This is a genomic window from Pseudomonas sp. CVAP#3 (assembly GCF_018986375.1).
GTDB lineage: Bacteria > Pseudomonadota > Gammaproteobacteria > Pseudomonadales > Pseudomonadaceae > Aquipseudomonas > Aquipseudomonas helvetica.
Genome location: NZ_JAHMSC010000006.1, coordinates 22248 through 44869 on the forward strand (window position 1 = coordinate 22248; position 22622 = coordinate 44869).

20 protein-coding genes are annotated in these 22622 nt (G+C 61.3%); 16 read left to right on the forward strand and 4 right to left on the reverse strand.

Features of this window, described 5'->3' with window-relative positions:
• Positions 1–45: 45 nt before the first annotated feature.
• From KRR23_RS12345 to KRR23_RS12365, 5 genes are read left to right on the forward strand one after another with little or no spacing between them, the layout of a single operon-like run.
• Positions 46–6969, forward strand: a complete 6924-nt coding sequence (locus KRR23_RS12345) for an Ig-like domain-containing protein (protein WP_253912062.1) — start codon at positions 46–48, stop codon at positions 6967–6969.
• A 42-nt stretch (positions 6970–7011) separates the two neighbouring features.
• A complete protein-coding gene (locus KRR23_RS12350; RefSeq protein ID WP_216742726.1) occupies positions 7012–8526 on the forward strand; it encodes a TolC family protein in 1515 nt (504 codons plus the stop codon).
• The gene (cysC, locus tag KRR23_RS12355; RefSeq protein WP_216742727.1) at positions 8510–9115 is read left to right on the forward strand and encodes an adenylyl-sulfate kinase; all 606 of its coding nucleotides are present in this window, start codon (positions 8510–8512) and stop codon (positions 9113–9115) included. Before KRR23_RS12350 ends, cysC begins: the two co-directional genes overlap by 17 nt.
• The gene (locus tag KRR23_RS12360; RefSeq protein ID WP_216742926.1) at positions 9112–9903 is read left to right on the forward strand and encodes an aspartyl/asparaginyl beta-hydroxylase domain-containing protein; all 792 of its coding nucleotides are present in this window, start codon (positions 9112–9114) and stop codon (positions 9901–9903) included. Before cysC ends, KRR23_RS12360 begins: the two co-directional genes overlap by 4 nt.
• Entirely contained in the window at positions 9891–10880 is a 990-nt protein-coding gene (locus KRR23_RS12365) for a sulfotransferase family protein (RefSeq protein ID WP_216742728.1), read from the forward strand. The genes KRR23_RS12360 and KRR23_RS12365 overlap by 13 nt, the downstream gene beginning before the upstream one ends.
• A gap of 101 nt (positions 10881–10981) precedes the next feature.
• Here KRR23_RS12365 and KRR23_RS12370 read toward each other — a convergent pair whose 3' ends face one another.
• Positions 10982–11743: a slipin family protein gene (locus KRR23_RS12370; protein WP_162174777.1), complete on the reverse strand. Its 762-nt coding sequence runs from the start codon at positions 11741–11743 to the stop codon at positions 10982–10984.
• Entirely contained in the window at positions 11743–12279 is a 537-nt protein-coding gene (locus tag KRR23_RS12375) for an NfeD family protein (RefSeq protein WP_367880648.1), read from the reverse strand. The genes KRR23_RS12370 and KRR23_RS12375 overlap by 1 nt, the downstream gene beginning before the upstream one ends.
• A gap of 214 nt (positions 12280–12493) precedes the next feature.
• Between KRR23_RS12375 and KRR23_RS12380 the strand changes: the two genes are divergently transcribed.
• The 4 genes from KRR23_RS12380 to KRR23_RS12395 all read left to right on the forward strand — a co-directional run bounded on the left by KRR23_RS12380 (position 12494) and on the right by KRR23_RS12395 (position 15461).
• Positions 12494–12955, forward strand: a complete 462-nt coding sequence (locus tag KRR23_RS12380; protein WP_216742730.1) for an aminoacyl-tRNA deacylase — start codon at positions 12494–12496, stop codon at positions 12953–12955.
• A 142-nt stretch (positions 12956–13097) separates the two neighbouring features.
• Positions 13098–13343, forward strand: a complete 246-nt coding sequence (locus tag KRR23_RS12385; RefSeq protein WP_019691148.1) for a DUF2789 domain-containing protein — start codon at positions 13098–13100, stop codon at positions 13341–13343.
• 101 nt (positions 13344–13444) lie between these two features.
• On the forward strand, positions 13445–14920 hold the full coding sequence (locus tag KRR23_RS12390) for a Fic family protein (protein WP_216742731.1): 1476 nt from the start codon (positions 13445–13447) through the stop codon (positions 14918–14920).
• Between the two features lie 160 nt (positions 14921–15080).
• Positions 15081–15461, forward strand: coding sequence for a hypothetical protein (locus KRR23_RS12395; RefSeq protein WP_216742934.1), 381 nt, complete (start codon positions 15081–15083; stop codon positions 15459–15461).
• Here the strand turns inward: KRR23_RS12395 and KRR23_RS12400 are convergent.
• Both KRR23_RS12400 and KRR23_RS12405 read right to left on the reverse strand, forming a co-directional pair.
• Positions 15398–15679 carry a type II toxin-antitoxin system RelE/ParE family toxin gene (locus KRR23_RS12400; protein ID WP_216742732.1) on the reverse strand — a complete coding sequence of 94 codons (282 nt, stop codon included), beginning with the start codon at positions 15677–15679 and terminating at the stop codon, positions 15398–15400. The two genes, KRR23_RS12395 and KRR23_RS12400, sit on opposite strands and share 64 nt — an antisense overlap.
• A complete protein-coding gene (locus KRR23_RS12405) occupies positions 15676–15954 on the reverse strand; it encodes a CopG family ribbon-helix-helix protein (protein ID WP_216742733.1) in 279 nt (92 codons plus the stop codon). The genes KRR23_RS12400 and KRR23_RS12405 overlap by 4 nt, the downstream gene beginning before the upstream one ends.
• A 16-nt stretch (positions 15955–15970) precedes the next feature.
• Between KRR23_RS12405 and KRR23_RS12410 the strand changes: the two genes are divergently transcribed.
• From KRR23_RS12410 to KRR23_RS12440, 7 genes are all read left to right on the forward strand, one after another.
• Positions 15971–16174, forward strand: coding sequence for a hypothetical protein (locus KRR23_RS12410; protein WP_216742734.1), 204 nt, complete (start codon positions 15971–15973; stop codon positions 16172–16174).
• Between the two features lie 404 nt (positions 16175–16578).
• On the forward strand, positions 16579–17010 hold the full coding sequence (locus KRR23_RS12415) for a MarR family winged helix-turn-helix transcriptional regulator (RefSeq protein WP_216742927.1): 432 nt from the start codon (positions 16579–16581) through the stop codon (positions 17008–17010).
• The gene (locus KRR23_RS12420) at positions 17007–19085 is read left to right on the forward strand and encodes an FUSC family protein (RefSeq protein WP_216742735.1); all 2079 of its coding nucleotides are present in this window, start codon (positions 17007–17009) and stop codon (positions 19083–19085) included. The genes KRR23_RS12415 and KRR23_RS12420 overlap by 4 nt, the downstream gene beginning before the upstream one ends.
• Positions 19082–19291 carry a DUF1656 domain-containing protein gene (locus tag KRR23_RS12425; protein ID WP_017478036.1) on the forward strand — a complete coding sequence of 70 codons (210 nt, stop codon included), beginning with the start codon at positions 19082–19084 and terminating at the stop codon, positions 19289–19291. Before KRR23_RS12420 ends, KRR23_RS12425 begins: the two co-directional genes overlap by 4 nt.
• A complete protein-coding gene (locus tag KRR23_RS12430) occupies positions 19288–20178 on the forward strand; it encodes an HlyD family secretion protein (RefSeq protein ID WP_216742736.1) in 891 nt (296 codons plus the stop codon). Before KRR23_RS12425 ends, KRR23_RS12430 begins: the two co-directional genes overlap by 4 nt.
• The gene (locus KRR23_RS12435; RefSeq protein WP_216742737.1) at positions 20175–21623 is read left to right on the forward strand and encodes an efflux transporter outer membrane subunit; all 1449 of its coding nucleotides are present in this window, start codon (positions 20175–20177) and stop codon (positions 21621–21623) included. Before KRR23_RS12430 ends, KRR23_RS12435 begins: the two co-directional genes overlap by 4 nt.
• An 83-nt stretch (positions 21624–21706) precedes the next feature.
• Entirely contained in the window at positions 21707–22342 is a 636-nt protein-coding gene (locus tag KRR23_RS12440) for a hypothetical protein (RefSeq protein WP_019691156.1), read from the forward strand.
• The last annotated feature ends 280 nt before the right edge of the window (positions 22343–22622 follow it).

Below are 22622 nucleotides of genomic sequence, written 5' to 3' on the forward strand. Positions count from 1 at the left end.
GGCAAGTCGCAAACATTCCAAGGCGCACGCGTTCTGGCATCGCCAATGATCATTTCCCTGGAACCGCGAATGCTGTTCGACGGCGCAGTGGCGGCCACCGTTGCCGATACTGCCGCCCAAGCCGACAGCCACGCCACGGCGGACGCTGCCAAGGCTCCGGTTGCCGACCACCCGGTGGCCAGCAAGGACACCCACGGCCAAGCGGACAACACGTCAGCGGCTACGCCCGCACCTGCTGCGACACCCACCGCCGTACCCGGCCAGAGCGTGGTGTTCGTCGATTCGCGCATCAAGGACGCCGATAGCCTGCTCAAAGGCGTGTCGCCCGGCACCCAGGTGGTCCAGCTCGACCCGACCAAGGACGGCTTGCAACAGATCGCCGATTATCTGGATACCCACCACGGCGTGAGTACCGTGGAAATCATCGCCCACGGCAATAGCGGCGACTTGTGGCTGGGCGACACTTACCTGTCGGCCGATAACGTGGCGGCTCGCAGCGCGGTGCTGGCGCGCATCGGCAATGACATGAACGTCGGCGGCGACATTCTGATCTACGCCTGCAACACCGCTGCAGGTGACAAGGGCATCAGCTTTGTCGACTCGCTGGCGCAACTTACCGGGCGCGATATCGCCGCGTCGAACAACCGTACCGGTGTGAGTGGTGACTGGGATCTGGAAATCGCCACCGGCACCATCGAGAGCCATAACGTGCTGTCGGCCCAGTCCATGGCCGCGTATCAGTACAGCCTGGCGACCCTGACGGTCACCAACAACGGTGACAGTGGGGTCGGCTCATTGCGCCAGGCGCTGAGCGATGCCGTGGTGGGTGACACGGTGACGTTCAGCACCACCATGACGGTCAATCTGAATTCGCAACTGACCGTTACCAAGAACGTCACGCTGGAAGGTGACCTGAACCACGACGGCATTGCCGATGTGACCCTCAACGGTCAGTACAAGACCCGGGTGGTTCAGGTCGCTTCCGGGGTCACTGCGACCTTCGACGGGCTGATCATCAAACAGGGCCTGGTGGCCGGTAATGGTGCTGCCGCCGGTACGGACGGCTCGGCGGCCATGGGTGGCGGTATTTACAACGCCGGCAACCTGACCCTCAAGAACGTCACCGTGACCAGCAACGCCGCTTCGGGCGGCGGTGGCGGTGGCGGGGTTACCTCACCTTACGTCGGTGGCGCGGTCGGCGGCGGCGGCGGTGGTGGCGGTGCATTGGGCGGGCAAGCCGGCGGTCATGGTGGCACCTCCGGTTTCGGCACGGGTGTCTACGGCGGTACGAGTGGTAGTGCCAACACGGGCGGTAACGGTGGCGGCTACAACCCCAACTACATGGGCGGTCGCGGCGGTAGCAGCAGCGGTGGCGCGGGCGGCGTGGGGGCTGCCAACTACAGCAGCGGTGGTGCGGGCGGTACGGCGAACAACGGCACGATTTCCATCGGCGGTGGCGGAGGCGGCTCCGGTTGGGACAAGCCCGGCAGGGCCGGCTCGTCGGCTGCCGGTGGTATTTACAACGCCAGTAGCGGCACCCTGACGGTCATTGGCACCTCGGTGATTTCCGGCAACATCGCCGCCGGTGGTGGCGGTGGTGGCGGTGGTGGCCTGGGCGGCTCCGCCGACCCCGGTGGCGCGGCCGGTAAAGGTGTCGGCGCGATCTGGAACAAAGGCACGGTCTTGATGACCGCCGCCAACTTCGCGGCGCTGTCCGGTAACGTCGGTGGCAGTGGCTCCGGCGGTCCGGCGCTGGGCGGCGGTAGTACCGGTGCCAGCGTGGCGGCCGTGAACAATATCTTCAACGACGGCGGCACCGTGAACACCGCCTATGCGCCGACACCTAGCGCTACCATCGTGGTGGCGAACAGCGCCCTGCACATCGGCCAGACCTCGCTGGTGACCATTACCTTCACTGAGGCGGTGACCGGTTTCACCAACGCCGACCTGACGATTGCCAACGGCACGCTGACCGCGGTGAGCAGCAGCGATGGCGGGGTGACCTGGACGGCGACTCTCACCCCGACCAACGCCATTACTGACACCACTAACCTGATCACCCTGGATAACACCGGGGTCCAGAGTGTGTCACTGGGCGCCGCCGGGGTCGGCACCAGCACGTCCAACAATTACACCATCGACACCGTGCGGCCAACGGCAACCGTCGTGGTCGCCGATACCGCACTGAAAATCGGCGACACCTCACTGGTCACCTTCACGTTCTCTGAAGCTGTGAGCGGTTTCACCAACGCCGACCTGACGATTGCCAACGGCACGTTGACGGCGGTCAGCAGCAGTGATGGCGGGATCACCTGGACCGGGACATTCACCCCGACCGCGAGCATCACCGACACCACCAACCTGATCACTCTGGACAACACCGGAATCGCCGATCTGGCGGGTAATGCGGGCACAGGTACGACAGATTCGAATAACTATGCCATCGACACCGTGCGCCCGACCGCGACCATCGTGGTCGCCGACAGCACCCTCACGGCCGGTGAAACGTCGTTGGTGACCATCACCTTCTCCGAAGCGGTGAGCGGTTTTACCAACGCCGACCTGAGCATCGCCAATGGCACATTGAGCGCGGTGAGCAGCAGCGACGGCGGTATCACCTGGACCGCCACGTTCACCCCGACCGACGGGGTGTCTGATGCCACCAACCTGATCACCCTGACCAACAACGGTGTCAGTGACCTGGCGGGCAACGCGGGCAGCGGCACCACCGATTCGGGCAATTACGTGATCAACACCGCGCACCCGACCGCGACCATTGTGGTCGCCGATAACGCCTTGAACATTGGTGAAACCTCGCTGGTGACCATCACCTTCAGTGAGGCGGTGACTGGCTTCAGCAACGCCGACCTGACGATTGCCAACGGCACGCTGACCTCGGTCAGCAGCAGCGATGGCGGTGTGACCTGGACGGCAACCTTCACCCCGACCAACGCCATCACCGATGCGACGAACCTGATCACCCTGGACAACACCGGTGTGCAAAACGCGGTGGGCAATATCGGCCTGGGTACGTCCAGCTCCAATAACTACGCCATCGACACTGTTCGGCCGACGGCCACCATCGTGGTCGCCGAAAATGCGTTGAAAATCGGTGACACCTCGCTGGTGACCATCACCTTCAGCGAGGCGGTGACCGGTTTCACCAACGCCGACCTGACGATTGCCAACGGCACGCTGACCGCCGTGAGCAGCAGCGATGGCGGTATCACCTGGACCGCGACCTTTACCCCAAGCGCCAGTATCACCGACGCGACCAACCTGATCACTCTGGACAACACCGGGATCGCCGATCTGACCGGTAACGCGGGCAGCGGCAGCACCGACTCCAACAACTTCGCCATCGACACCCAGCGTCCGACCGCCACCATCGTGCTGGCCGATTCGACACTGGCTGCCGGTGAAACCTCGCTGGTGACCATCACCTTCAGCGAGGCGGTGACCGGTTTCACCAACGCCGACCTGACAATTCCCAACGGTACGCTGAGCGCGGTCAGCAGCAGTGATGGCGGTATCACCTGGACCGCCACCTTCACTCCGAATGCGGGCATCCACGACACGACCAACCTGATCAGCCTGGCCAACGCCGGCGTGGCTGACCTGGCCGGCAACGCGGGCAGCGGCACCACCAGCTCCGCCAACTTCACCATTGATACCGTGCGGCCGACGGCGACCATCATCGTTGCCGACAACGCACTGAAGATCGGCGACACCTCACTGGTGACCATCACCTTCAGCGAGGCGGTGACCGGCTTCACCAACGCCGACCTGACGATTGCCAACGGCACGCTGACCGCCGTAAGCAGCAGCGATGGCGGCGTGACCTGGACAGCGACCTTTACCCCGAGCGCCAGCACCACCGACGCCACCAACCTGATCACCCTGGACAACACTGGCGTGCAGAACGGTTCCGGCAACGTCGGGACCGGCACCACCGACTCGAACAACTACGCCATCGATACCCAGCGTCCAACGGCGACCATCGTGGTGACGGACACCGCGCTGGGGATCGGCCAGACTTCGTTGGTGACCATCACCTTCAGTGAAGCGGTGACCGGTTTTACCAACGCCGACCTGACGATCGACAACGGTACGCTGAGTGCAGTGAGCAGCAGCGATGGCGGCGTGACCTGGACCGCCACACTGACGCCGGTGAACGGCGTCACCCACAGCGGCAACGTGATCACCCTGGACAACACCGGGATTGCCGACCTGGCCGGTAATGCCGGTGCCGCGACCACCGATTCCAATACTTATGCGATCGACAGCCAGCGCCCGACCGCGACCATTGTGATCGCCTCGCCAACGCTGGCAGCCGGGCAGACGTCGCTGGTGACCATCACCTTTTCCGAGGCCGTGACCGGTTTCGACAACAGTGACCTGAGCGTGCCCAACGGTACCCTGAGCAGCGTCAGCAGCAGCGATGGCGGCATCACCTGGACGGCCACCTTCACCCCGACTGCGGGCATAAAAGACACGACCAACCTGATCACCCTGGCCAACACCGGCGTCGCCGATCTGGCCGGTAACGCCGGTAGCGGTACCACCGACTCCGCCAACTTCACCATTGATACCGTGCGTCCGACGGCGACCATCATCGTTGCCGACAACGCGCTGAAGATTGGCGACACCTCACTGGTGACCATCACCTTCAGCGAGGCGGTGACCGGCTTCACCAACGCCGACCTGACGATTGCCAACGGCACGCTGACCGCCGTGAGCAGCAGCGATGGCGGGATCACCTGGACCGCGACCTTTACCCCGACCGCGAGCATCACTGACACCACCAACCTGATCACTCTGGACAATACCGGCGTGCAGAACGGCTCCGGTAACATCGGCAGCGGCACCACCGACTCGAACAACTACGCCATCGACACGGTGCGCCCGACCGCGACGGTCGTGGTGGCGGACAACGCCTTGAAAATCGGTGAAACCTCGCTGGTGACCATCACCTTCAGCGAGGCGGTGACCGGTTTCACCAACGCCGACCTGACGATCGCCAACGGCACCCTCAGCGCCGTGAGCAGCAGTGACGGCGGGATCACCTGGACCGCGACCTTTACCCCGAGCGCCAGTACCACCGACGCGACCAACCTGATCACCCTGGACAACACCGGAGTGGCCGATCTGGCTGGCAACGCCGGGAGCGGAAGCACCGACTCGAACAACTTCACCATCGACACCCAGCGGCCGACCGCGACCATCGTCGTCGCCGATCCGACCCTGGTCGTGGGCGAGACTTCGCTGGTGACCATTACCTTCTCCGAAGCGGTGACTGGATTCGACAACAGTGACCTGAGCGTGCCCAACGGCACCCTGACCAGCGTCAGCAGCAGCGATGGCGGCATCACCTGGACGGCCACCTTCACCCCGACTGCCGGCATAAAAGACACGACCAACCTGATCACCCTGGCCAACACCGGCGTGGCCGACCTGGCCGGTAACGCCGGTAGCGGCACCACCGATTCCGCCAACTTCACCATCGACACCGTGCGTCCAACGGCGACTATCGTGGTGGCCGACAACGCACTCAAGGTGGGCGAAACCTCATTGGTGACCATCACCTTCTCCGAGGCGGTCAGCGGGTTCACCAACGCCGACCTGACCATCGCCAACGGTACGTTGAGCGCGGTCAGTTCAAGCGATGGCGGTATTACCTGGACAGCGACCTTCACCCCGGCCGCGAATATCACCGACACCACCAACCTGATCACCCTGGACAACACGGGCGTGCAGAACGCCTCTGGCAACGTTGGTGTGGGCACCACAGATTCGAACAACTACGCCATCGACACGCAACGTCCAACGGCAAGCATTGTGGTGGCCAAACCGCTGCTGGGCATCGGTCAGACCTCGGGGGTGACCATCACCTTCAGCGAAGCGGTAAGCGGTTTTGACCTGTCCGATCTGAGCGTGACCAACGGCACGTTGTCCAACCTGGCCAGCAGTGACGGCGGCAAGACCTGGACCGCGACGTTCACGCCGACGGCGAACGTGACCGACCCCACCAACCTGATTGTGCTCGACAACAGCAATGTCAACGACGCTGCAGGCAATGCCGGGACGGGGCTGGCCATCTCCAACAACTACGCTCTGGACAGTGATCGCCCCACCGCGACCATCGTCGTCGCCAACCCGAACCTGGGCGTTGGCCAGACCTCGCAGGTGACCTTCAGCTTCAGCGAGGCGGTGAAGCATTTCGATTTGTCCGACATCAGCGTGGCCAATGGCACCCTCACCAACCTGAGCAGCAGCAACGGCGGCAAGACCTGGACCGCCACCCTGACCCCGGCGGCCAACATCAGCGATGCGACCAATTTCATCGGTCTGGACAGCAGCAATGTGACCGACCGCGCCGGGAACGCGGGCACTGGGGTCGCGATCTCCAACAATTTCACAGTCAACACGGTGCCGGCCGTCGTGGTCTTGGTCAGCGACCCGACACCGCCGCAAAGCACTCCGAACGCGCCGTTGCAGCCAATTGTCTTCGCGCCGCCGACCGGCAATCTCGGCTCACCGCTGACTTTTGCACCGCTATTCGAACAGCGGGTATTGGGCGATGGCATCCGCCCACTGGGGGATATTTTCATCAATCGCGGCGCACTGAGCCCCAGCTATATCTCTCAGGTGTTCAGTAGCAGCGACAGCGGCGGAGTTGGCTCCGCTCACGGCTTCCTGGGTTTTGGTGGCGGTGATGGCGGGGTGTTTGGTGCCAGCACACTGTCGAGCCTGTTCAGCCATGAGTCGAGCAGTGGCCACAGTTCGGTCAACGCGTTCGGCGACAGGTCGATCCAGCACGGCGGCGATGCGGCTCAGGGGCTGCACGGTGTATATGGCGCGCTGACCTTGGGCGAACAACTTCAACAACTTGAAAACACCGAGAAGCAGCAGATTCAGGCATTGGCTGCGGCTCTAAAGCAGGTCGGCATCAGCGAAATGCACGCCTGAATAAAAACCTGAACTTATGCAGTACCTAGGGGCGGTCCAAGGATGAAAAAGAGTCAGAAACTTTTCGGCGCCAGCCTGCTGGCGCTGGCAGTCAGCGGTTGCGCGGTAACCAGTGAACCGATTGAACGCAGTGTCAGCGAGCAGCGCGCCAAAAGCGATTTGGCGAGCATGTACAAGGATCAGGAGCCCCTTAGCGGCCCACTGACGCTGCATCAAGCCATGGCCCGCGCAGTGAAATACAACCTTGAGGGCCGGTTGAAAATCATGGAAGAGGCGTTGGCCAAGCGCCAACTCGACCTCGCCAGCTTCGACATGCTGCCGCGCATGGCCCTGGACGCCGGTTATGTAGGGCGCAACAACACCAGCGCCTCCAGCAGCCAGAGCGTACGCACCGGCACCCAGTCCCTCGAACCTTCGACCTCTCAGGACCGCGACCGCAGAGTCGCCGACCTGACCATGGTGTGGAACGTCCTCGACTTCGGCGTCAGCTACATCAACGCCAAGCAGCAAGGCGATCAACGGTTGATCGTTCAGGAACGCCGGCGCAAGGTCATCAACACCATCGTTCAGGACGTGCGCTCGGCTTATTGGCGGGCGGTGGCCGCTGAACGCCTGCTCAAGCAGATCGATAGCCTGATGGCGCGGGTCGATGCCGCGCGCAACAACAGCCAGAGCATGAGCGAGCAGCGCATCGGCGACCCGGTGCAGGCCTTGGGATACCAGCGTTCGTTGATCGAAGCCACCCGCCAGCTGGAAGAGCAGCGGCGGGCACTGTCGTTGGCGAAAACCGAACTGGCGACCCTGATCAACCTGCAGATGGGCACCGAGTTGACATTGGCGACGCCGGAGGATTACCCGATCCCGGAACTCAAGGTCGGCATGGCCAGCCTTGAGCAGGAAGCCCTGGCCAGCCGTCCGGAATTGCGCGAGCAGGATTATCAGACGCGCATCAGCACCGCCGAAACCCGTAAAGCCATGCTGCGGCTACTGCCGGGGCTGGAGCTCTCGGCTGGCGGGCATTACGACAGCAACTCGTTTCTGGTCAACGACAAGTGGGCCGACTACGGGGTGAAAATCACCTGGAACCTGTTCAACGTGATTTCCGCTCCGGCGGCCATCGATGTTGCCAAGGCCGGTGAAGAAGTGGCCAAGGCGCGCCGTCAGGCGATGTCGATCGCGGTGCTGGCGCAGCTCTACGTGGCCAACGCCAACTACCGCGAAGCGCTGCGCCAGTTCCAGACCAACCAGCAGCTGTCGGACATCGACGGGCAGATTCTTGGCCAGTTACGTAACCGCCATCAGGCGGCGGGTATCGGCGAACTGGAGCTGATCCAGGGCGAACTGAACACCCTGCAAGCCGACTTGCGCCGCGACCTGTCGTACGCCGACTTGCGCAACGCTTACGGGCAGATCTTCGCCAGTGCCGGGCTCGACCCACTGCCGGATCAGGTGCAGTCGACCCAAGTGCAGTCGATCGCCACCGCGCTCTCCAGCCGCGAGGACGCGTGGGCCGCCGGCAACATCACGGTGCCGACAGCCCATGTCCAAAGCAAGTAATCTGCTGGCGCCCACGGCCAGCGTCAGCCGGGCGCAACGCGAAGAGCGCCATGGCCATCGCGGAGCGGCGATCCTGCTGACCGGTTTACCGGCGGCAGGCAAGTCGACCCTGGCCCAGGCGCTGCACGCTGCATTGTTCGAGCGCGGTGTGCAAAGCCTGGTGCTCGATGGCGATGGACTGCGGGTCGGGCTCAATCGCGACCTCGGGTTTGCCGACAAGGATCGTCAGGAAAATATCCGCCGCGCCAGCGAGGTTGCAGCGTTGCTGGTGGAGAACGGGCAGATTGTGATCCTGGCGATGATTGCGCCGCTGGTTGAGCTGCGCGACATTTTCGTCCAGCGATTGGGCGACGATTACCGCGAAGTCTGGTGCAGTGCTTCGCTCAACGTTTGCGAGCAGCGTGATCCGAAAGGTCATTACGCCCGTGCACGCAGCGGTGAACTGCCGGGCTTCACCGGTATCTCCGCACCTTACGAGCCACCCGCGTCGGCGGCGTTGGTGCTCGACACCGGCGTGCTGTCGGTGGACGCCTGCCTCGATCGCTTACTGACCTGGCTCGGCGAATGCGCGGTGTTACCGCACCGATGACTCGACCGGCGTTTTCCCGCCTGCCGGTGACAGTGCCTCTGCCGTTACTGTTGCAGGCATTGGCGCAAATCAAGGACAGCGACTGGCACAGCCATTTCAATAGCCACTATTTCAGCGGCGACTGGAGCGGAGTCGCGCTGATCAGCGCGGTTGATGCGCTGACGGAGTTATCCCCTGGCCATGGAAAACCGGTGTTGCGAGCGCCGTGGCTGCTCGATAGTCGATGGCAGCGTGCATTGCAGGAATTGCCGTTGGATATCGTTTCGGCCAGATTGCTGAAGCTGGGGCCTGGCAGTCGGATTCACGAGCACCGCGACTACGATCTTGAGGGGCCAGAGGCCGATCTGCGGCTGCACATTCCGTTGCTCAGCCCACCGAACGTCGACTTTCTGCTCGACGGTTTACAGATGCCGATGGAGGCCGGCGAATGCTGGTTTCTCGACTTGTCGCGCCCCCACAGCGTCGACAATCGCGATAGCTGCGAGCGGGTGCATCTGGTGATCGATTGCAGGCCCGACCCTTGGTTGGAACAGGCGATTGTCGAGGGTGTTTCAACCACGCCGGCGCCTGGCGTCGGTCATGCAGCGCAAGCGCTGGCACAGTTTCGACGGCTGCTGGAAAACGATCCACAGCTCTGCAAAGTCTTGCAGGGCGTGACCGACAACGAAGCTTTTACCGCCGCCACCCTGAAGCTGGCTGCCGAACATGGCCTGGCGTTCTCCCGTGAAGAGTTGCGTGCGGCGATGCGCAATGGCCGCCGTCAGTGGAATGAACAATGGAACACCTGAACCTCGACGGCTGGTTGCCGATTCGTGTCTGGCAGCAGGCCGGGGAGTGGCGGGTCGATTGGTGCTGGTTTGGTGATCAGCCGTTGCGACAGCCGTTTTTCCGCGATGCGGTGGAGGAGGCGCTGCGCCTGCCGTTCAACCAGGCCTTCCGCCGTCAAACGCCGCTGAGCACGCTAAGTGCTTGGCAAGCGAACCGCCCAGGACTGGCACCAAGCGCATTCATTTTTCACGCTTCACGCTGTGGCTCGACGCTGATCTGCCAGATGCTGGCGCAACTCGACAACCACATCGTCATTTCCGAACCCCCACCACTGGATGCCTTGCTACGCAGTGAACTGCCGCCTGCAGAACGCAACGCGGCGATTCGCGGTTTGCTCTCGGCCTATGGCCAGTCGCGCCGAGGCGTGGAACAACGCCTGGTGATCAAGCTGGACGCCTGGAACATCGGTGAATTGAAGCGGTTGCGTGAGTGCTTTGCTGAAACGCCCTGGTTGTTTGTCTACCGCGATCCGCTGGAAATCGCCGTCTCCCACCTGCGCCGTCCGGGCATGCACATGGTGCCGGGGCTGATCGGCGCCAGCGCATTAGACGATGGGGCAGCATTCGAGGGACGAGAAGACTTCATCGCTCGGCGCTTGGGCAAACTGCTGCAATTGGGCGTTGAACATTGCCACGAATTTGCCGGACTGGCGGTCAACTATCGTGAATTGCCGGGCGCCATGGAGCGCCGTTTGGCGAGGTTTTTTGCGCTGAATGCCGAGCAGCGGACCCAAGTGTTCAGCGCCGTGAGTCAGCACGCCAAACAACCGGCCGAAACGTTTGTGGCAGACGGCGAAGACAAGCAACGAGAAGCCTCGCCGCTGCTCAGAGAGCGCATAGAGCGTTGGGCGCACGGGCCTTACAAAGCATTGGAGCAATGGCGAACCGCTTCTTGTGGCGAGGGAGCTTGCTCCCGCTGGGCCGCGGAGCGGCCCTGAACCTGGCAACAGTCTTTTGTCAGGCGCACCGCATTGGCTGAATGACGACGGCTTTGCCGCCGAGCGGGAGCAAGCTCCCTCGCCACAGGTGAATCAACAGCTCAGCTCTTCGACGACAAATCCGCCATGCCCTTGAGCAATTCGATCGGCAGCGGAAAGACAATAGTCGAACTCTTGTCACCGGCAATCAAACTCAGGGTCTGCATATAACGCAACTGCATGGCGCCAGGCTGGCGACCGAGCATTTCGGCGGCTTGCATGAGTTTTTCCGAGGCCTGCAACTCACCTTCGGCGTGGATCACTTTCGCCCGCCGTTCGCGTTCGGCTTCGGCCTGTTTGGCGATCGCGCGGATCATCGACTCGTTGAGGTCGACGTGTTTGATCTCGACGTTGGCGACCTTGATGCCCCAGGCATCCGTCTGGGCGTCCAGCACTTGCTGGATGTCAAAGTTCAAGCGTTCGCGTTCGGCCAGCAATTCGTCCAGTTCATGCTTACCGAGCACCGCCCGCAAGGTGGTTTGTGCCAGTTGGCTGGTGGCCATGAGGAAGTCTTCGACCTGGATAATCGCTTTCTGCGAGTCGAGCACACGGAAGTACAACACCGCGTTGACCTTCACCGAGACGTTGTCGCGGGTGATCACGTCTTGCGGCGGTACGTCGAGCACCACGGTCCGCAGATCGACCCGAACCATTTGCTGGACCACCGGAATCAACAGGATCAGCCCCGGGCCCTTGACCTGCCAGAAGCGTCCGAGCTGGAACACCACGCCGCGCTCGTATTCGCGCAGGATGCGGAAGGTCGATCCTGCCAGTGCAATCAGCAGCACCAGCAGCGCGGCAAAACCCAGTTGCAAACCCATGATCATTCTCCTTGCGACGCCGCGTCAGCCGCGGCCACTTCCAGCAGCGTTCCCTTGCGTGCCACCACTCGCACCCGTTGCCCGGAATGCAAGGGTGTCTTGCAGTGCACCTGCCAGCGTTCACCTTGCAAATGCACCCAGCCCTTGTGCGTGTTGTGGCCCTGCAACGCGGTCACCTGTGTGACGCTGCCGAGCAGCCCGGCATCGCCACTGACAATGTGGCGCGGTCGGGTTTTCAGCGCGTGGAACAGCAGGGCGATCAACAGCAGGGCGCTGATCAGTCCAAGACCGATGATCAGTGGCGTAGGGACATCGGCGTTGCTCACCATCACCGCGCCAATCACGAACATCGTGATGCCGCCCAGTCCGACCACACCGTAATTGGGCAGCACCACCTCCGCCACGAGCAGCGCGATACCCACCATCATCAGCCAGACGCCGAGCGGGTTGGGGACGACCACCACAACCGTGTCTGTCGCGAAAGCCGATCCGCTCAAACCCAACAACAGCACAACCACATACCACCAGCGAGTGTTCACTTGACCCTCCAGGAGAGTCATCCGTCCGCGAGCCACACGGTGGCCCTGCTTATAGTCTAGTTGAGCCTTTGGCTGGATGATTCTTGATCAATTTTTGCGAGTTTCCAGTGGGCAGATTTATCACCGGGTTCCGGCAGCAGGCCTAGACTTTAGAGGAGACGCCAACCTGTTTAATTATCGTCCGCCCGCCTTGCGACGGACACCGAGGTGCATCATGCGTATGGCAAGAACCGTGCAGCGCAGCCTGGAAGAGGCGCACTGCGAATTCGACGTAGTCTCTCACCCGCATTCGGCCAGCAGCCTGGAAACCGCCAGGGTGGCGGGCATTCCTGCTGAGCGCGTGGCGAAATCGGTGATACTCGACGACCACCACGGCCACTACCTGATGGCCGTGTTGCCAGCCAGCCGGCATCTGGACCTGACAAAAGTGCGTGGCAGCGGTGAATGGCAAGTCACCCGCGAAAGCACCCTGGCCCACCTGTTCGACGACTGCGAACGGGGTGCCGTCCCGGCTTTGGGTGAGTCCTATGGTATGGACATGGTCATCGACCCGATGCTGACCCGTCAGAAAGAGATCTACGTCGAAGCCGGCAACCACAACAACCTCGTGCACTTGAGGATGGACCAGTACCTGAAAATGGTGCCGCATGCCGAGGTGTGCGAGCTGAGTCAGTAGCCATTATTGGCGGTGAAGGCACCGCCGCCATCGCGGGCAAGCCACGCTCCCACAGGAACCACCGTATGTGGGAGCGTGGCTTGCCCGCGATGGACTGCGCAGCAGTCCCCGACCATCCCCTCTGAAACCCAGGAGCCAACCCATGGAATCACCTACCCACAGCCTCCCCAACCTGTTCAAACAACTCGGCCTGCCCGACGACGCCGAAAGCATCGACAAATTCATCGCCACCCACTCACCGCTCAAACCCGAACTGCACCTGGCCGACGCGTTTTTCTGGACCAAGAGCCAGGCGGACTTCCTGCGCGAGGACATCCTCGACGATTCCGATTGGGCGGAAGTGGTGGATCAACTGGATGTGCTGCTGAGGAAGGGGCGAGGGGTGTAAAAAAATCTGAGAGAAAAGGGCGGAATGTAAAAAAATCTGGGGAAAAGTAAAAAAATCTGGGCTTTAATCGCCAAAGTCAGTTTTTTCTGGGGTTGCTTGTCATGCAAGTTGTCGGATACGCCTACCTTCGCAGTACGCTGAAGCTGAAGAGCTTTGCGCCCAAACGCACTGCGATGATCAAACCTGTGACGCGCATCACGCTGATTGGTGACTGTCTGGCGGTCCCGCAATCCGTGGCGCCGGCTCAAGGTTCAATGCTTGAGCATCTTTTGTTTGCCCTCAAGCATGAAGGCATCAATCTGTGCATTCTGTCCCAGGCGTTGGAAGCGATCCCCGCAGAACACTTGCTCCATGAGCTGGAAAAAGCACCGAACGGCGTCTTCATTCGCAAAGCCTGTTTCCTCTGGGAAAGCTTCACGGGGCGCCAACTGGACTATTCATCACCCGTGCGCGGTAGCGTTGTCGCGTTATTCGACCCCGAGATTTACATAACGGGCCCCGCTGTACGCAACAGCCGCTGGCGCGTCGATTTTAACGGGCTTGGCTCGCTGCACTATTGCGCCACCGTGGAGTACACACCTGAACTCGAGTCTTTGCTCAGCCTCGACATCCTCGGCCGAGCGAAATCCTTCATGGCGACGTTGCCGACAGAGATGATGGACCGAGCCATCAACTGGGCGTATCTCCACGAAACCCGTGATTCCTTTGCCATCGAGAGGGAAGAACCCAGCGATGAAAAGTCCCGGCGCTTCGTTCAATTACTGCGCCAGGCCCATGATGGTCGCGAGCTGAGCGAAGAGTACTTGGTGGAACTGCAGAACAGCACAGTCTCCAACCCTTTCGATAAAGCCGCACTGTTCCGCCATGAACAAAACCACCTGCATAACGGCCTGCGCGGTGCTGCCGGGGTCAGCTATATCCCGCCTGAGCCGGACTTGTGCCGTGAGTTGATGGGCGAATTGATGACCTTCGCCAATCAGTCCTCGCGAAAAGTCGATCCGCTGGTGGCCGCTGCTGTGACGGCGTTTGGTTTCGTCTTCCTCCATCCGTTCATGGACGGCAACGGCCGACTTTCACGCTTTCTGATCCACCAGACCCTGTGTCATTCCGGTGCCTTGGAAAATGGCCTGCTGCTGCCGGTGTCCGTGGCCATGAAACACGAAGAGTCCAGCTATCTAGCCGCCCTCAAGGACTTCTCACAACCCGCCCGCGATTTCTGGAATGTCACCTGGCTGGACGCCGACCAAATGGCCTTCGAGTTCATTGGCCATCCCTCGATCTACCGCTTCTGGGACGCCACCCGCTGCATCGAATTCACCCTGCAAATGGCCCGCCGCGCCCTCGAAGTCGAACTGCGCGAAGAAACCGAGTTCCTCGAACGCTACGACCGTATCGTCAAAGCCGTGAACCAGCGTTACGACGTACGCGGCAGCGACCTGTCGAAGCTGGTGATGATGTGCCTGGACAACGAGGGCAAGGTTTCAAAACATCGACGCAAGCAGTTCCAGTACAGCGTGCCGGAAGAGGTGTTTGAGTTTATTGAGGGTGAGGCGGGGCGTCTGCTGGCCGATGTATGAAAGGGCTCGAAACTCCGAGGAAAACTCCGAAGCTCGCCCACTCGGTTGCGAACCCCGAAACGCCCACCTATAGTTCGACACGTCGCCGCACATCGGCGACAGGATTTGGCGATCCTACTCACTACCCACACTTTAAAATTATTTTTTGAGTGCGACGCCAATGACTCCTTATCGACCACTGAGTTCCAATCCAACCCCCGTCTGCGTTCTGGCCTACAACATCCTCGCACCAACCCATTTTCTCCACGAAACCGCCTGTAGCCGTGTGCGCATCGGCACCGATCTGCTGGAAACCCTCACATCGATCACCCTTCGCGATCTCAACGACAAAGACTTCTATCGGCTGATCAACGCGCGTACGTGTCATTGCGCGATGGGCTGGATCTTATGGAAGAGCTGCAACACCGCTTGGCTGCACAGGCGGCGCAAGCAAGCTAAGGTTGCTGCAATGCGTTCCCGCGCAGGGCGCGGGAATGTTCATTTCTCAAGAGGCCATTGGCGCGAGGTATGGACCAAGGCGAGTATCCACGCGGTTCCCTGATCCAGTTGATAGACCAGTCGGTAGCTTTGATGAGGGATCAGTTCGCGAGTACCCGGGATCGTCCCGTTAGGACCACATTCTGGGTGGCGTGAGAGGCGAGAAACCGAGTCGCTGAACCGGTTGTCCATCTCGATGGCTGCTCGTGGGTTTACTGAGTGGAGATAGTCCCAAATGTCTGCACGATCCTGTGCCGCGGCTGGCGTCCAAATTATCCTCATCCTTGTCTGGCTGCTTGAGTGCGCCTGGCAGTAAATTCAGCTTCTACTTCGTCGTTTGTCAGGCCTTCGCCTGCCCGCATGGAGACTCGCGCGATGTCGACTTTACGTTGCAAGAACGCCTCGTACTCACGCGACTCTCGTTGCGTTTGAACAAACTGACGCATCATTTCCCGGACAATTTGCGACGCCGGCCGATGGGACGCTTCTGCTTCAGCCATGAACTGTTCGCGCAGTTCGGGTTCAAGTTTCATCGTAAAAACGGCTTGTTTGGACATGGTCTGGTTTCCGGGATTGAGTGCTGAAAAAGTATATACGTCTTCAGTACATATTCATCACTGCCCAGATGTTGCCGCGACGAGTGGGCGAATTCGCGATCTCAACGACAAAGACTTCTATCGTTTGATCAATGCCGCGTATGTGTCATTGCGCGATGGGCTGGATTTGATGGAAGAGCTGCAACACCGCCTGGCTGCACAGGCGGCGCAAGCGAGCTGATGCGATAACGATGCTCCGCGTCAGCTTCAAACTGAACGTGGAGCATCCTGTTCCAGCGGCGAGCACCTAACCTGTGGCGAGGGAGCTTGCTCCCGCGGGTCGGTCCGCGCTCGGGCGAAGCGACCCTGAAATCAGCCACCGCGAGTATTCAGATGGAACGCGATTGCCGGATTACGACCGCTTCGCGGCCGAGCGGGAGCAAGCTCCCTCGCCACAATGAATCACCAGGCGATAGATTTCCGTTCATTTACCGGCATCAGGGTAAGCCCCCTCACCGCAGGTTTTGCGCACTACGCTAATTTGTTTCAAAACTTGACTGAATTTCCCCTCCAATGCGATATTGATAGTTAGCAAACTAACAGTGTGCGAATTGACCTGTGTCCCAGACCCTCGACGCCCTTCAGATGAACATCAGCAGTGCCATGGTGGTGGCCGCGCGGCATTGGCGGAAAATCTGCCAGACCACGCTGGTCAACTACGGCATTTCCGAAGCCTGCGCCGTCCCGTTGTTGATGATCGGGCGGCTGGGCGAGGGTGTGCGGCAGGTGACGGTGGCGCAGGCGGCGGGGATGGAGAGCCCGTCGCTGGTGCGTTTGCTCGATCAGTTGTGCCAGTCCGGGTATGTCTGCCGCACTGAAGATCCCCTTGATCGTCGCGCCAAGTGCCTGAGCTTGACCAATACCGGCCGCGAGTTGGTGCAAGCGGTGGAAGCCGAGTTGGTGCGCTTGCGCCGTGTGGTGCTCGAAGGCATCGATCCGGCGGATCTGGAGGCGGCGCTGCGGGTGATTCGGGCATTCGAGACGGCAGAGCAGCAGTTACCGGTGACCCCCTCGTGAACGGATTTTTTAGCGGCATACCGCCGGCCCGCGACTGGTTTTACGGCGTGCGTACCTTCGCCGCGTCGATGATCGCGCTGTACATCGCCATGCTCATGCAAATGCCGCGTCCGTATTGGGCGATGGCCACGGTGTACATCGTTTCCAGCCCGTTCGTCGGGCCGACCAGTTCCAAGGCCCTGTACCGCGCCATCGGCACCTTGACCGGGGCTGCGGCGGCGTTGCTGTTTGTGCCGATGTTCGTCCAGAGCCCGTATGTGCTGGTGCTGGTCATCGCGCTGTGGACCGGCACCCTGTTGTTTCTGTCGATGCATTTGCGCACCGCCAATAACTACGCGTTGATGCTGGCGGGCTACACCTTGCCGCTGATCTCCCTGCCGGTGGTGGATAACCCGTTGGCGATATGGGATGTGGCAGAGGCGCGGACTGAAGAGATCTTCCTCGGCATCGTCTGCGCAGCGGTGGTCGGCAGTATGTTCTGGCCCCGACGGCTGGCGCCGGTGTTCGATGGTGCGGTGAGCAAGTGGTTCAGCGACGCGGTGACCTACAGCCAGCGCTTCCTGACCCGCAACGTGCAGCCCGACGAAGTCAGCACCTTGCGCGCCTCAATGGTGGCCACGTTCAACTCCCTGGAATTGATGATCGGCCAGTTGCCCCACGAAGGTGCGCGACCGCAAACCGTGCGCAACATCAAAGAACTGCGCGGGCGGATGATTCACCTGCTGCCGGTGGTGGATGCGCTGGACGATGCGCTGTACGCCTTGCAGCGGCGCACGCCCGAGCTTGTGGACAAGTTCGCGCCGCTGCTGGCCGCGACCGTTGAATGGCTTGACCGCACTGACGCTTCGGTCGAGCACTGGCAAGCCCTGCGCGCTCAACTTGAAGCCCTGCAACCGAGTGCCGAAGCGCTGGATGATCGCAAGCAACTGCTGTTTTCCAACGCGCTGTATCGCCTCGGTGAATGGATCGATTTGTGGCAAGACCTGCGCAGCCTGCAAGAAGCCATTCGCTGCGAAAGCCAGGACAACTGGCGTGCGGTCTACCGTCATTGGCGGCTGGGTCGGCTGACGCCGTTTCTCGACCGTGGGCTGATGCTCTATTCGGCGGCATCGACGGTGCTGGCGATCATCGTCGCCTCGGTGTTGTGGATTCTGCTCGGCTGGACCGATGGCGGCAGTGCGGTGATTCTGGCGGCGGTGGCATGCAGTTTTTTCGCCGCGATGGACGACCCGGCACCGCAGATTTACCGATTCTTTTTCTGGACCGCGATGTCGGTGCTGTTCGCCAGCCTCTACCTGTTTTTGATCCTGCCGAACCTGCATGACTTCCCGATGCTGGTGCTGGCGTTCGCCGTGCCGTTTATCTGCGTCGGCACCCTGACCGTACAGCCGCGTTTCTACCTCGGCATGCTGTTGACCATCGTCAACACCTCGTCGTTTATCAGCATCCAGGGCGCCTACGACGCGGACTTTTTGAGCTTCGCCAACTCCAACCTGGCCGGGCCCATGGGCTTGTTGTTTGCCTTTATCTGGACCCTGGTGGCGCGGCCCTTCGGTTCGGAGCTGGCGGCCAAGCGCCTGACTCGTTTCAGCTGGCGCGACATCGTCGGCATGACCGAGCCGGCGAACCTCGCCGAACACCGGCACCTGGGGGTGCAGATGCTCGATCGGCTGATGCAGCATTTGCCGCGCCTGGCGATGACCGGTCAGGACACCGGTATAGCGCTGCGCGAAGTCCGTGTGGCGCTGAACCTGCTGGACTTGCTGGCGTATGCGCCACGGGTGCAGGGTGTGCCGAACGTCTTGCTGCAGCAGGTGGTGGCCGAGGTCGGCGAGTACTTCAAGGCCTGCCTCAAGGCCGGCGAACGCTTGCCGGCACCGGCACCGTTGCTGATGACCCTGGATCGCACCCGACGCGCACTCAATGGCCAAGGCCTGGAAGGTGACGGCGAAACCCGCGTGCACCTGCTGCACGCCCTCGCCGGTCTGCGTCTGGCGCTGTTGCCGGGCGTGGAGTTCATCGGTAACGAGACCGATGAACCGTTTCCCCAAGGTATCGATGGAGCGCCTTTATGATCGGTGATCTGGACATCAGCGGGGTGTTCCTGCCCACGTTGCTGGTGCTGATGGGCATTACGTACGTGCTGTACCTGGTGGTGCACGGGTTGCTGACGCGCCTGCACTTTTATCGTCTGGTCTGGCACCGGGCATTGTTCAACGTTGGTCTTTACGCCTTGCTGCTCGGCGCCGTGGACTCACTCAGTCGATACCTGATGACATGAAAAAACCTATTTTGACCCTTGGCCGTGTGGTGTTGACCCTGTTGGTGGTGACCTTTGCGGTCGTCGTGGTCTGGCGCATGGTGATGTATTACATGTTCGCTCCGTGGACCCGCGACGGGCACATTCGCGCAGATATCGTGCAGATCGCCCCGGACGTTTCCGGGCTGATCCAGCAAGTGGAAGTGCGTGACAACCAACCGGTGAAGCGCGGCCAGGTGCTGTTCAGCATCGACCAGGACCGTTTCAAACTGGCGTTGCGCCAGGCCAAGGCCACGGTCGCCGACCGTCAGGAAACCCTGGCCCAGGCGCAACGTGAAGCCAAGCGCAACCGTGGCCTGGGCAATCTGGTGCCGGGCGAGCAACTGGAAGAAAGCCAGTCCCGCGTGGCCCGCGCCGAAGTGGCGTTGTCCGAGGCCCAGGTGTCGGTGGACAGCGCCCAGCTCAATCTGGACCGCTCGGTAATCCGCAGCCCGGTGGACGGCTACGTCAACGACCGCGCACCGCGTACTCAGGAGTTCGTCACCGCCGGCCGTCCGGTGTTGTCGGTGGTGGACAGCAATTCCTTCCACATCGACGGCTATTTCGAAGAAACCAAACTCGACGGCATTCACGTCGGCCAAGGTGTCGATATTCGCGTGATTGGCGACCGTTCGCGGTTGCGCGGGCATGTTGAAAGCATCGTCGCCGGTATCGAAGACCGTGACCGCAGCAGCGGTTCGAACCTGCTGCCCAACGTTAACCCGGCGTTCAGCTGGGTGCGTCTGGCACAGCGAATTCCGGTGCGGATTGCCTTCGATGACGTGCCGGCAGATTTCCGCATGATCGCCGGGCGTACTGCGACCGTGTCGATCATCGGCGACAGACCCGAGCAGGAGCCGGAGCAATGAAAGCGGCCGCCTGTTTAGCGACGGCCGGTCTCGGCTTGCTGCTGTCGGCCTGTCAGGTGGTGGGCCCGGATTACCATTTGCCCAAAGAGGCTGCGGTGCACCGCGAGGACTTTCAGGGCGATCTGACTGCGCACGGAAAAAACGTGGTCTCGGCGCCGGTGCCGGGCGACTGGTGGCGGCTGTACCAGGACCCGCGTCTGGATGAGTTGGTGCGCCAGGCCATGGCCACCAACACCGATTTGCGGGTGGCGGCAGCCAACCTGTCGCGCGCCCGTGCCCGGGTCGAACAAGCCGAGTCGGCGGGCGGCTGGAGCGGTGGCGTGAAGGTCGGTGCCCAGCGTTTGCAGGAATCCGGCGAGGCGTTCTTGCTGCCGGAAAAGATCCCGGTGACCAATGTCGGTGATATCGGCATCACCACGTCCTATCAGTTCGATCTGTTTGGCACCTTGCAGCGCGGGATCGAAGCGGCGAAAGCCAGCGCTGACGCAACGCAAGCTGCAGCCGATACGGCGCGAATCACCCTGGTCGCCGATGTGGTGCGTGCGTATACCCAGGTCTGCGCGGCCAACGAAGAGCGTGAAATCGCTGAGCACTCACTGGACCTGCAAGGCCAGAGCACCGCGCTGATTCAACGCCTGCGCGATGCCGGACGCGGCGACGAAACCCAGGTCACCCGTTCGCAAACCCAGTTCAAATCCTTGCGCGCCGATATGCCGCGCTATGAGGCCGCCCGTCAGGCCGGGCTGTTCCGTTTGTCGATGCTGTTGGCTAAACCGGTGGATCAATTACCCGCCGGGACCAGCAGTTGTCACGAGCTGCCAAAAATTGCGCAATTGTTGCCGGTCGGTGACGGTGCGACCTTGCTCAAACGGCGACCGGATGTGCGTCAGGCCGAACGTCAACTGGCGGCCGCGACGGCGGACATCGGCGTTGCTACCGGTGCGCTTTACCCGGACATCAGCATTGGGGCGACCGTCGGTACCGTGGGCATTCTCGATCACCTTGGCCAACCGCAAACCAATCGCTGGGGTTTCGGCCCGTTGCTGACCTGGACAGTGCCGTCCAACGGCTCCCGGGCACGGGTGCGTGAGGCTGAAGCGGCGACCCAAGGCGCGTTGGCGCACTTTGACGGGGTGGTGTTGAACGCGATCCGCGAAACCCAGACCGGTCTGGCGCAGTATTCCGCGCTGTTGCAGCGCCGCGATGCCTTGGTCGATGCCGAGCAATCGGCGCAACAGGCGGCGGACCAGACGCACCGCTTCTTCCAGGCCGGCCGGGCGTCGTTCCTCGCCGATTTGCAGGCGACCCGCACCTACACCGATGTGCGTGCACAGGTGGCGGCCGCCAATACTCAGGTCGCCATGAGCCAGATCGACTTGTTCCTGGCGCTGGGCGGCGGTTGGGAAAGCGGACGAACGCAAGGTTCACAGCCAACGAAACCCTGAGGCCGTTGCTATGCTTTTACATGTCGGGTTCGCGCGGGCGGGTCCGGCCGTCAAAGCTCGCATTGGTCATGGGGATTCCAATAATGAAAAACCCTTATGCTCCCGGCTTCTGGTGCGCAATTGTCGCGCTGGTGCTGCTCTCGGCAACGTATTTTTATGGCGTGATGCTGGCGCACCAGATTGATAAGGCTTTGATCTTTCTCGACAGTGCCAGTGCGCTGATCGGGGTGATGTCGATCGCAGTCGTCGCCTGGGCTTCGCTGCAAACCCGGCGGATCAAGAAAAAACAACTCGAACAAGGCAAGACCCTGGTGCTGATCTGGGACACCAAGGTGGCGTTGCGCCGGGTTGAAACAGTATTCGACCGGTATTTCTGGGGCAGTTACTGGCAACCGGGGCGCACTTTCCAGGAAGTCATGGGCGAACTTACCGGCACCCCGCTGGAAAAAAGCCTCGAAGCGCTCAAGACCCAATGCCTGGCCCTCGACAAACAGGTCACCGATGAAGGCTGGCACTGGCTGAACAATGCCCGCGAACTGTCTGACGTGGCCAACGCCATGGCCCGCGAACGCTATCAACTGGATTTTTGCGACCCGCGCTCGGACTCACCGAATGGCGCGGTGATCAATCGGGATTTCGAAGTGCTGGTCTATACGTGGACGGCACGGCTGAAAAGCTTTGATCATCAGCTGGATGAGATCGAAGTGCAGTATTCCTGAACCACCACCGATCGTTCCCACGCGCCGCAAAGGAATGCCTCTACGGACGCTCTGCGTTCGGCTCTGGATGTGACGCAGAGCGTCACGGGATGCATTCCCACGCAGAGCATGGGAACGATCAGCGCAGGCACCGGCGTTCCATCGACACTCTTTCACCTTTAATCATTGGGCCGCTCCACGGCACAAATGCTAATCTCATCGCACTTTTAGCGGAGTCGAGCCGCAACCCGTCGAGGGTTCAGGGAAGACGACCACACTTTCAACAACGGACATTAATCGG

Excerpts from the sequence above, each read along its gene's own strand:
- KRR23_RS12385 (WP_019691148.1), top strand. The coding sequence starts at position 13,098 with ATGGAATCACCTACCCACAGCCTCCCCAACCTGTTCAAACAACTCGGC.
- cysC (WP_216742727.1), top strand. The coding sequence starts at position 8,510 with ATGTCCAAAGCAAGTAATCTGCTGGCGCCCACGGCCAGCGTCAGCCGG.
- KRR23_RS12430 (WP_216742736.1), top strand. The coding sequence starts at position 19,288 with ATGAAAAAACCTATTTTGACCCTTGGCCGTGTGGTGTTGACCCTGTTG.
- KRR23_RS12395 (WP_216742934.1), top strand. The coding sequence starts at position 15,081 with ATGACTCCTTATCGACCACTGAGTTCCAATCCAACCCCCGTCTGCGTT.
- KRR23_RS12440 (WP_019691156.1), top strand. The coding sequence starts at position 21,707 with ATGAAAAACCCTTATGCTCCCGGCTTCTGGTGCGCAATTGTCGCGCTG.
- KRR23_RS12380 (WP_216742730.1), top strand. The coding sequence starts at position 12,494 with ATGCGTATGGCAAGAACCGTGCAGCGCAGCCTGGAAGAGGCGCACTGC.
- KRR23_RS12390 (WP_216742731.1), top strand. The coding sequence starts at position 13,445 with ATGCAAGTTGTCGGATACGCCTACCTTCGCAGTACGCTGAAGCTGAAG.
- KRR23_RS12345 (WP_253912062.1), top strand. The coding sequence starts at position 46 with ATGATCATTTCCCTGGAACCGCGAATGCTGTTCGACGGCGCAGTGGCG.
- KRR23_RS12425 (WP_017478036.1), top strand. The coding sequence starts at position 19,082 with ATGATCGGTGATCTGGACATCAGCGGGGTGTTCCTGCCCACGTTGCTG.
- KRR23_RS12435 (WP_216742737.1), top strand. The coding sequence starts at position 20,175 with ATGAAAGCGGCCGCCTGTTTAGCGACGGCCGGTCTCGGCTTGCTGCTG.
- KRR23_RS12350 (WP_216742726.1), top strand. The coding sequence starts at position 7,012 with ATGAAAAAGAGTCAGAAACTTTTCGGCGCCAGCCTGCTGGCGCTGGCA.
- KRR23_RS12365 (WP_216742728.1), top strand. The coding sequence starts at position 9,891 with ATGGAACACCTGAACCTCGACGGCTGGTTGCCGATTCGTGTCTGGCAG.
- KRR23_RS12405 (WP_216742733.1), bottom strand. The coding sequence starts at position 15,954 with ATGTCCAAACAAGCCGTTTTTACGATGAAACTTGAACCCGAACTGCGC.
- KRR23_RS12360 (WP_216742926.1), top strand. The coding sequence starts at position 9,112 with ATGACTCGACCGGCGTTTTCCCGCCTGCCGGTGACAGTGCCTCTGCCG.
- KRR23_RS12415 (WP_216742927.1), top strand. The coding sequence starts at position 16,579 with ATGAACATCAGCAGTGCCATGGTGGTGGCCGCGCGGCATTGGCGGAAA.
- KRR23_RS12400 (WP_216742732.1), bottom strand. The coding sequence starts at position 15,679 with ATGAGGATAATTTGGACGCCAGCCGCGGCACAGGATCGTGCAGACATT.